This window comes from Exiguobacterium sp. A1_3_1 (assembly GCF_048985645.1).
GTDB lineage: Bacteria > Bacillota > Bacilli > Exiguobacteriales > Exiguobacteriaceae > Exiguobacterium_A > Exiguobacterium_A indicum.
The window spans coordinates 1-7742 of record NZ_WBYY01000159.1 but is presented as its reverse complement, the minus strand read 5'-3'; the positions used below and the strand labels follow the sequence as shown (position 1 = coordinate 7742).

The window sequence follows — 7742 nt, the reverse complement described above, 5'->3', positions numbered from 1 at the left end:
ACAGGATGTGTAGTATGTGAAAGGAAGTGAGCAGGATGACCTATGGTATGATCCATTCCGTTGAATCATGTGGAACAGTCGATGGTCCTGGCATTCGATTCATCGTCTTTACGCAAGGATGTCCACTACGGTGTCAATACTGTCATAACGTGGATACATGGGAGTTCGGTTGCGGACGGCGTGTCTCAGCAGACGAAGTCGTAAAAGAAGCGATCAGCTATCGCTCCTTTTTCGAGGCCACGGGTGGTGGAATCACCTTCTCTGGAGGTGAACCACTCGCTCAGCCAGAATTCTTGGAGGCTGCTTTAACAGAAGCAAAACGCCATGGACTGCATACGGTCATCGATACCGCGGGATCCGTCGTCCCAAAAAACATCGATGCGATTCTCGATGCGACGGATTTGGTACTACTCGATATCAAACATATCGACGATGCCGCTTGTCGCGTCTTGACTGGACGGAGTAACGCCAATACACTCGCCTTCGCAAAACGCCTAGCCGAGCGAAACATTCCCGTCTGGATTCGCCACGTTCTCGTTCCAGGTATTACGATGTCGGAACATTTCCTCCGTCAGACCGGCGAGTTCATCCGGACGCTCGGAAACGTCGAGCGCGTTGAAGTACTCCCGTATCATCAACTCGGTGTCTATAAGTGGGAAAACCTCGGTCTCGCATATCCGTTAACTGATGTGCTTCCCCCTTCATCAGAAGAAACGGATACTGCGCAAACCTTACTTGAATCGTACTTGTGTTAACGTTTCCAGTTTGTTACAATGACGGCATAGACTATGAACAGGAGGTACAACACCGAAATGAAGCAATCACTCGTACACGTCGCTTGATGAATGAAATCATCTCTTTCGCAATGCAGTTGCGGATGTCTGACGCTACGAGTCTGCTCTATTTCGGTGTGACCAACCTCTGGCCAGCACCTTCTTTGAGTTACACTCCGGCACACCATCCGCTCGCTTCGGATGGTGTGTTTTTCATTTCATCTTATCGGAAATGAACACTAAAGGAGCTGCTTTTATGCCTACTGAAACACTTACGATCCAACACCTATCGATGGACTACGACGAACGACGTCTTTTCTCGGACGTTTCTTTTCATATTCATACCGGTGAACATGTCGCCTTAATCGGTCCGAACGGCATCGGAAAAACGACACTGTTACACTTGATCGCTGACCAACTTCAGCCGACTGACGGTTCGATCAAGCGTCATTACAAAAAACTCGGTCTACTATCACAACACTTCGTAGCGGGCGATCACACCGTTCTTGATTTCGTCGAACGAGCGGATGCGGTTCGTTATCAACTTCGCGCTAATGCCATGAATGGTGACTTGACGATCTATCAACAAGCACTCGATCAGGACGCCTTCTCGCTTGAAGCAGATGCAACACGTGTCTTAAAAGAAGTCAAATTAGAGGAAGCACTCTGGACACACAAAGCATCCAGTTTAAGCGGTGGTGAACAGACGCGCCTCCAACTTGCCTGCCTGCTTCTGTCACGACCTGATTTCATCATTCTCGATGAACCGACGAATCATCTGGATCAAGAGACGCTCGAGTGGCTCACGGAATGGGTCAACATGTCACGGACCTCGATTCTCTACGTCTCACACGAACGATTCTTCATCGACGCAACAGCTGATGCCGTCATTGAATTATCCGAATCAGGGGCAACGCGATACAGTGGAAACTACCAGTCCTATAAAGAACAAAAGGAACATCAAGCTCTGTCGCAACAACGAGCGTACGAAAAACAAGAACGCACCCGTAAAGAGCTGACACGCATGATTCAAGGATACCGGCAATGGCATCAAAAAGCCTCGAATCAAGCGAGTGAACGGGATCCGTATGCGAAAAAGAAGGCTGCTAAACATGCGACGAAGGTCAAGGCAAAAGAGCAGCAACTCGAGCGTCTACTCGAGGATCGTGTACAAAAACCACAAGTTGCACCGACTGTTCACGTCGCATTCGAACATGAAGCGATTCGTGCGAAACGACTGATTTCGTTTGAACGTGTCTCTTTCATGCATGAGACGAAACCGATCCTAAAGGATGTTTCGTTTACGGTAGAACATGGTGACCGAATTGCTGTCATCGGACCGAATGGAAGCGGAAAAACGACCTTACTGCGTCTCATCGAGGGCGAATATGCTCCTCATCAAGGGAACATAATCCGTCATCCTCGATTGAAGACCGGCTATTTTTCACAAGCCCTTTCCCACTTACCGACATCAGGTACGTTGTTAGAGGCATTACTTGAGTACGGCACGATGAGTGAAACGGACGCCCGGACGTTACTCGCCTGTTTTTTATTCCGTCGCGATGATGTTTACCGGTCGATTTCCGACGCCAGTATGGGTGAGAAATGTCGGATTGCTTTCTTACGCCTGTATTTTTCTGGTGCTCACTTGCTTATTCTCGATGAACCAACGAACTATTTGGACCTTGCGACTCGTGAACAAATCGAAGCCGCCCTCGATGTTTTCCCTGGTGAGCTCCTCTTCGTCTCCCACGATCGTTATTTTACTGATCGGCTGTCGAATCGGACGTTTGATTTAACGACTGGATTCAACGATCATCCGGTCGGAACGGCCACGGTACGAAACGCGCGCCGAAGTGACCCTGAAGCGATTCAATCCGACTTACATCGTCTTGATGCGTTGACGGGTAACGTGCCGTTCCATACAGAAACAAATGAATTCCTTTCAAAAGAATAACGAGAAAAAAGCATCTGCATAGAAAAAGAGACTCCTTTTTCCGTTGCAGATGCTTTTCATATTTCAGTCGTATTATCGCTTTTGATACTTCACTTTCGTATGCGCTTGGGCCTGCTTGTGGATTTTTTTCCACTTTTCTTTCTCCGCCGCCTGCAACGCCACATTTTGCTTGCGTTCCGCATAAGCGATTTCTCGTTTTAGCTTGACGAAGCTATTCCAGCGTTCAGCAGTTAGTGTGCCATCTTCTAAAGCTGTCCGAACGGCACAGCCCGGTTCCTTATCATGTTTACAGTCTCGGAAACGACAGTTTTCAGCAAGCTCCTCAATATCGGAAAACGTCGACGATAGTCCGTCACTTCCATCCCATAAGGCCAATTCTCGCATCCCCGGTGTATCAACGAGCAGTAGACCGTTCGATAGTCGTTTCAGTTCGCGATGCGTCGTCGTGTGACGTCCACGTTCATCGTCTTCTCGTACGCCACCCGTCTCCATTAACTGTTCTCCAGCTAAAGCATTGACGAGCGTCGACTTCCCGACGCCGGACGATCCGACTAACACGATCGTCTGCTTGATTTGTAACTGTTCACGCAACTCCTCTAATCCGTCGCCGGTCAAAGAATCAACGGCAAGGATTGGTGTTCCGAACGCGATCGCTTCGACAGCCTGCAGTTCCGTTTCAATCGACGGCATCAGACTTTTTTTCGTCAGGACGATGATTGGTGTCACCCCTGCATCCCAAGCAACCGTTAAATAACGTTCCAGTCGACGGACGTTGAAGTCATGTCCAAAAGCCATGACGAGCAAGGCAACGTCGACATTCGCGCAGATGATTTGTTCCTCGGTCTCCGTTCCTGCCGCTTTTCGGGAAAATTGAGAAGATCGTGGCAAGACACGTTCGATCCGTCCCTTCCCCGGTTCTCGCTCTGTTTGGATGATCCAGTCACCAACCGCTGGTAATTCAGCTTTCGTTCCCGATTGAAAACGCAATTTACCAGACAGTTCGCTCAGCGATTCTCCTGTTTCCGTCATGACGCGATAATGTGTTTGATAGACGGCTATGATCCGTCCTAATCGTTCTGTTCCTGTCGTTTCGTAGACAGGTGGTGTACCCCATTCGTTCAAATGGTTTCCTCCTCTGATTTAAGGGAGGGAAACCCCTCCCTGGTTTCCGATACATGTTACTTTTTTAGCGTTGATTGTTGCACTCATCAACATCACTCCTCTCGATTCGATTCCCTTATAGAGTATCACATGAATCATTGGTGCTGATAGCGCTTCCCTTAAAGTCAGACCTTCTCTCCGCCTTAAGCCCGAGAGCAAATACGGTCCAAAGAGTGTCGTAGGAATAGAAGGACTCCCGTATCATAAAGGTATCAACACAAGGGAGGCTTCCTCATGAAGCAATCGAAAGGAAAACAACTGGTGATGATTCTCGCCGGACTGGCGTTACTTGCCGTCGTCATCGGAACATTACCGCATATGATCGGACTTGGTTTAGGGGCGTTACTCGCGTTCTATTCGATCAGTAAGTTCATGCAGTCGAACAAATGGCCAGCGAAACTCGGTTTCGGATTCCTAGCAGCCATCGGAATCGGACTTGCCCTCTCGAACATCTGGGCAGTCATCGGAATTGCAGCAGCCATCGCATTGTACGTCGGTTACATGCGTATGAAACTACAGCGTGTCAATGTTCAAGATCTCTTTAACCGTCGCCGTACATCAACGACACATTTCGAAGCAGACTGGAAAGACCTAGACGAAAAACGTTTTTAATCAAAATGTGTGACCCGATATCATTCGCCACTTCCAAGGAGGAATTTTTTTCATGAAAAACGTATTTGATCAACTCAACGATTTTGCGACACAAATGATGACAGAAGTCAAAAAAGCTGCTGAACAAGGCGAAGTACCTGCTAAGAAACTTGTTCGTCATATCCGATCAACAGAAGCTGATTTAAAAGAGATTGATCGACTACTCGAGCGTCAACGGACATTGCTGCTGGAATTGACACAAAAACAGGAAGAAGCGAAGGATTTAGCCGATAAACGCTTCAAGCAAGTCGAAATCGCGAACGAAGCCGGTGAACAACAACTGGCTGAGCGTGCAGCCATCGAATCAAAGCATTACGGGGAGCAGTACCGGTTCTTTGAAGAACTCGTCGCTGAGACGAAACGCGAGCTGAACGAATTGGAACGTGAAGCCCTCGAATTGAAGTTAAAGCTCGAAGATCTACAAAACAAACGGTACGAATGGATGATGCGCGAAAACGTCTCGAACTTAAAAAACAAGATGAACCAGGTGCTAGATCGCGAACCAAATGCTACTATAAAAGAAGAAGCACATCCGTTCACGGCAGAAGAGCCTGAAGCAAAACAACCAGCCGTTGATGAAGATGATATCGATGCGCGTATCGCTGAACTCGAACGCCGCATTCACCAATAAGCAGTCAATGATGAAGGAGGCGTATGCCTCCCTTTGTCATGTTAGAAAGGAGATTGATCGTGCGACGATTAAGTACGAAACAACTGGTCGGTTACGTATCGATCCTGTTCGCCCTCGGTCTGTTCTATGACCTATTGTCCGGTGCAGGAAATGTATTGTTTGGTGTCTTATTTCCGTTCCTGCTGTATTATGTCGGGATTCATTTCCGGCGACGCAATCATGAAAAATTAGCAATCCTCTTCTACATCGTCGGTACGATCATTCTTGCTGGCGTCGTCCTTAGTTCGGCTGCCATCGGTTTTGTCATTGCTGGTATCTTGCTCTATCTTGGGATCATTCTCGTGACACGACATTCTGTCCGCGAATTTTTATTTTCACGGATTGCTCCGCATCAATATGAAGAGGAAGGGATCAAGATTCAACCCGCTTATTCCTTCTCGACTCAAGCCGATGCACCGTACGTCTTACAGGATTTGAGCGAACAGTTCATCGTCAAGGATTTAGAAATCGATTTGACGCACGCCTATGTTCCAGAAGGCGAGACCTTGATCGTCGTCAGTGGTGTCGTCGGGGACGTCCGAATTCTTTTACCGTCCGGCTACGACTATACACTCGACACGTCAATCGGCTTCGGAAGCGTCAAGACAGATATCCGCCGGATTCCGACCTTCTTTAATCGACGCATTCAATTCCGGGCACCGGAATACGGCGAAGCGACGCGGAAGGTTCGCATTCATGTCATGCTCGGTATTGGCAACGTGGAGGTGTCTTCGATATGAAGCGTGATCAATTCCCGCTTGGTGTCATTGCACTCCAAGTCATGACGGGCTTTTTGACTGCCGTCATGACGACGTTGTTATTCTTAAGTACACGACAAGTCGATTGGCATGTCCTATTCGTCCGTCAACAAGATTTCCCTGTCCTTCTACTCGTCATCGGACTCTCGTTATTACTACCGCTTGCCATCGGTAGCATGCATTACTTTTTCTTGCGACGTGACTTCAAACGTGTCACGACTGCCATCATTGAACTGGAACAAGGAAAAGATGTGACGATCGTTCCGGGTCCCTACTTTCATACGTTGACGCGCTTGTCGCGGATTGGAAAACGTATCGACGAACAAGTCGAGACCGTCCAAAAAATCAGTACACGTCCGCAACACGTTGAACAAGTAAGAGTTCAAGCCGTCACGGAAGAACGAAAGCGACTCGCACGTGATTTACACGACTCCGTTTCGCAACAGCTCTATGCCATCTCCATGATGACGACAGCAGCTAAACAGACGATTCTGTCTCAACCTGAAGCTGCAGCCAAACAGATCGAGATGGTCGAGACGATGGCGCAAACGGCGCAGTCTGAAATGCGCTCCCTCTTACTTCAGCTTCGCCCTGTCGAACTAGAAGGGATGACGTTACAACAAGGACTTTCGCAACTGCTCGAAGAATTATCTAGAAAGCAGTCCACACAGTTGAGTTGGAAGTTAGAAGAGATGACACTTCCACGACAAATCGAAAACGAGTTGTTCCGGATCGTCCAAGAAGGATTGACGAATGCATTACGTCACGCGAAAGCGTCTCATATGGATATCGAGCTCCGACAATTCAACGAAACGATCATTCTGAGCATGAATGATGATGGTGTTGGATTCGTCGTTGATGAAAAAAAACTTGCCTCTTATGGCATTAATTCGATGCGGGAACGAACGGCTGAGATGGGCGGAACGATTCGTCTCGTCAGTGTTCCAGGACAAGGAACCCAAATCGAAGTCAAACTTAGAAAAGATCGGATGGTGCAAGTATGATACGCGTATTATTAGTAGATGATCACGAGATGGTCCGGGCCGGTGTGTCTGCTTTCCTTTCCACACAACCAGACATCGAGGTCGTCGCCGAAGCGTCGGATGGTCAAGCAGGAGCCTTGCTTGCGCTTGAACACCGACCGGATGTCATCTTGATGGATTTAGTGATGGAGCCAGTCGATGGCGTCGAAGGAACGCGACTGATTCGCAAAGACTGGCCGGAAGCAAAAATTCTCGTCGTGACGAGTTTTCTTGATGATGAGAAAGTTTATCCTGTCATTGAAGCCGGTGCGATGAGTTATGTCTTAAAAACGGCTAGCGCCTTTGACATCGCAGAAGCGATTCGCAAGACGGCAAACGGTCAATCTGTCATGGCAGCACAAGTGACCGGTAAAATGATGGAACGTCTTCGTCGTCCTACGACACACTTGCATGACGATTTGACGGAACGTGAGCAGGAAGTTCTTCAATTGATGGCTCGTGGTATGGCGAACCAAGAAATCGCAGACGAATTATTCATTTCCTTAAAAACCGTTAAGACACACGTCTCGAACATCTTATCGAAACTCGATGTCGTAGACCGTACACAAGCTGTCGTCTATGCCTTCAAGCATAATCTCGTCAAATAAGATTTAGCCCTTCATTACTTATTCCTTAAGCTCACGCAAATAAGGGGCTGACTCAAAAGTCAGTCTCTACAAAGATAAGGGAGGCAGATTGATGATCTGCCTCCCTTATCTCGTAATAAAAAGAATGACGCGTCACACGCAA

At 48.0% G+C, this 7742-nt stretch carries 8 protein-coding genes; 7 read left to right on the top strand and 1 reads right to left on the bottom strand.

The window, feature by feature from the left end; translation table 11 throughout:
* Positions 1–35: 35 nt before the first annotated feature.
* Both pflA and abc-f read left to right on the top strand, forming a co-directional pair.
* On the top strand, positions 36–755 hold the full coding sequence (pflA, locus tag F8N00_RS14490) for a pyruvate formate-lyase-activating protein (protein ID WP_023467263.1): 720 nt from the start codon (positions 36–38) through the stop codon (positions 753–755).
* Positions 756–1005: 250 nt separating this feature from the next.
* Positions 1006–2730: a ribosomal protection-like ABC-F family protein gene (gene abc-f, locus F8N00_RS14485; protein ID WP_421018437.1), complete on the top strand. Its 1725-nt coding sequence runs from the start codon at positions 1006–1008 to the stop codon at positions 2728–2730.
* A gap of 72 nt (positions 2731–2802) precedes the next feature.
* Here the strand turns inward: abc-f and rsgA are convergent, their stop codons facing one another.
* Entirely contained in the window at positions 2803–3852 is a 1050-nt protein-coding gene (rsgA, locus tag F8N00_RS14480; RefSeq protein WP_035398795.1) for a ribosome small subunit-dependent GTPase A, read from the bottom strand.
* A 273-nt stretch (positions 3853–4125) separates the two neighbouring features.
* On the opposite strand from rsgA, the gene F8N00_RS14475 reads away from it, so the two are divergent.
* The 5 genes from F8N00_RS14475 to F8N00_RS14455 are packed head-to-tail and all read left to right on the top strand — an operon-like array spanning position 4126 to position 7600.
* Entirely contained in the window at positions 4126–4503 is a 378-nt protein-coding gene (locus tag F8N00_RS14475) for a hypothetical protein (RefSeq protein ID WP_023467260.1), read from the top strand.
* 52 nt (positions 4504–4555) lie between these two features.
* A complete protein-coding gene (locus tag F8N00_RS14470) occupies positions 4556–5173 on the top strand; it encodes a hypothetical protein (RefSeq protein ID WP_023467259.1) in 618 nt (205 codons plus the stop codon).
* 59 nt (positions 5174–5232) lie between these two features.
* A complete protein-coding gene (gene liaF, locus F8N00_RS14465) occupies positions 5233–5952 on the top strand; it encodes a cell wall-active antibiotics response protein LiaF (RefSeq protein ID WP_029340864.1) in 720 nt (239 codons plus the stop codon).
* Positions 5949–6974, top strand: a complete 1026-nt coding sequence (locus F8N00_RS14460; RefSeq protein WP_035398797.1) for a sensor histidine kinase — start codon at positions 5949–5951, stop codon at positions 6972–6974. Before liaF ends, F8N00_RS14460 begins: the two co-directional genes overlap by 4 nt.
* Positions 6971–7600 (top strand): response regulator, encoded by a 630-nt coding sequence (locus F8N00_RS14455; protein ID WP_023467256.1) that lies wholly within the window; start codon positions 6971–6973, stop codon positions 7598–7600. The genes F8N00_RS14460 and F8N00_RS14455 overlap by 4 nt, the downstream gene beginning before the upstream one ends.
* Positions 7601–7742 lie beyond the last annotated feature (142 nt).

Bases quoted from the DNA above. Each gene is read 5' to 3' on its own strand.
- pflA (WP_023467263.1), top strand. From the start codon at position 36: ATGACCTATGGTATGATCCATTCCGTTGAATCATGTGGAACAGTCGAT.
- F8N00_RS14455 (WP_023467256.1), top strand. From the start codon at position 6,971: ATGATACGCGTATTATTAGTAGATGATCACGAGATGGTCCGGGCCGGT.
- abc-f (WP_421018437.1), top strand. From the start codon at position 1,006: ATGAACACTAAAGGAGCTGCTTTTATGCCTACTGAAACACTTACGATC.
- F8N00_RS14470 (WP_023467259.1), top strand. From the start codon at position 4,556: ATGAAAAACGTATTTGATCAACTCAACGATTTTGCGACACAAATGATG.
- F8N00_RS14475 (WP_023467260.1), top strand. From the start codon at position 4,126: ATGAAGCAATCGAAAGGAAAACAACTGGTGATGATTCTCGCCGGACTG.
- F8N00_RS14460 (WP_035398797.1), top strand. From the start codon at position 5,949: ATGAAGCGTGATCAATTCCCGCTTGGTGTCATTGCACTCCAAGTCATG.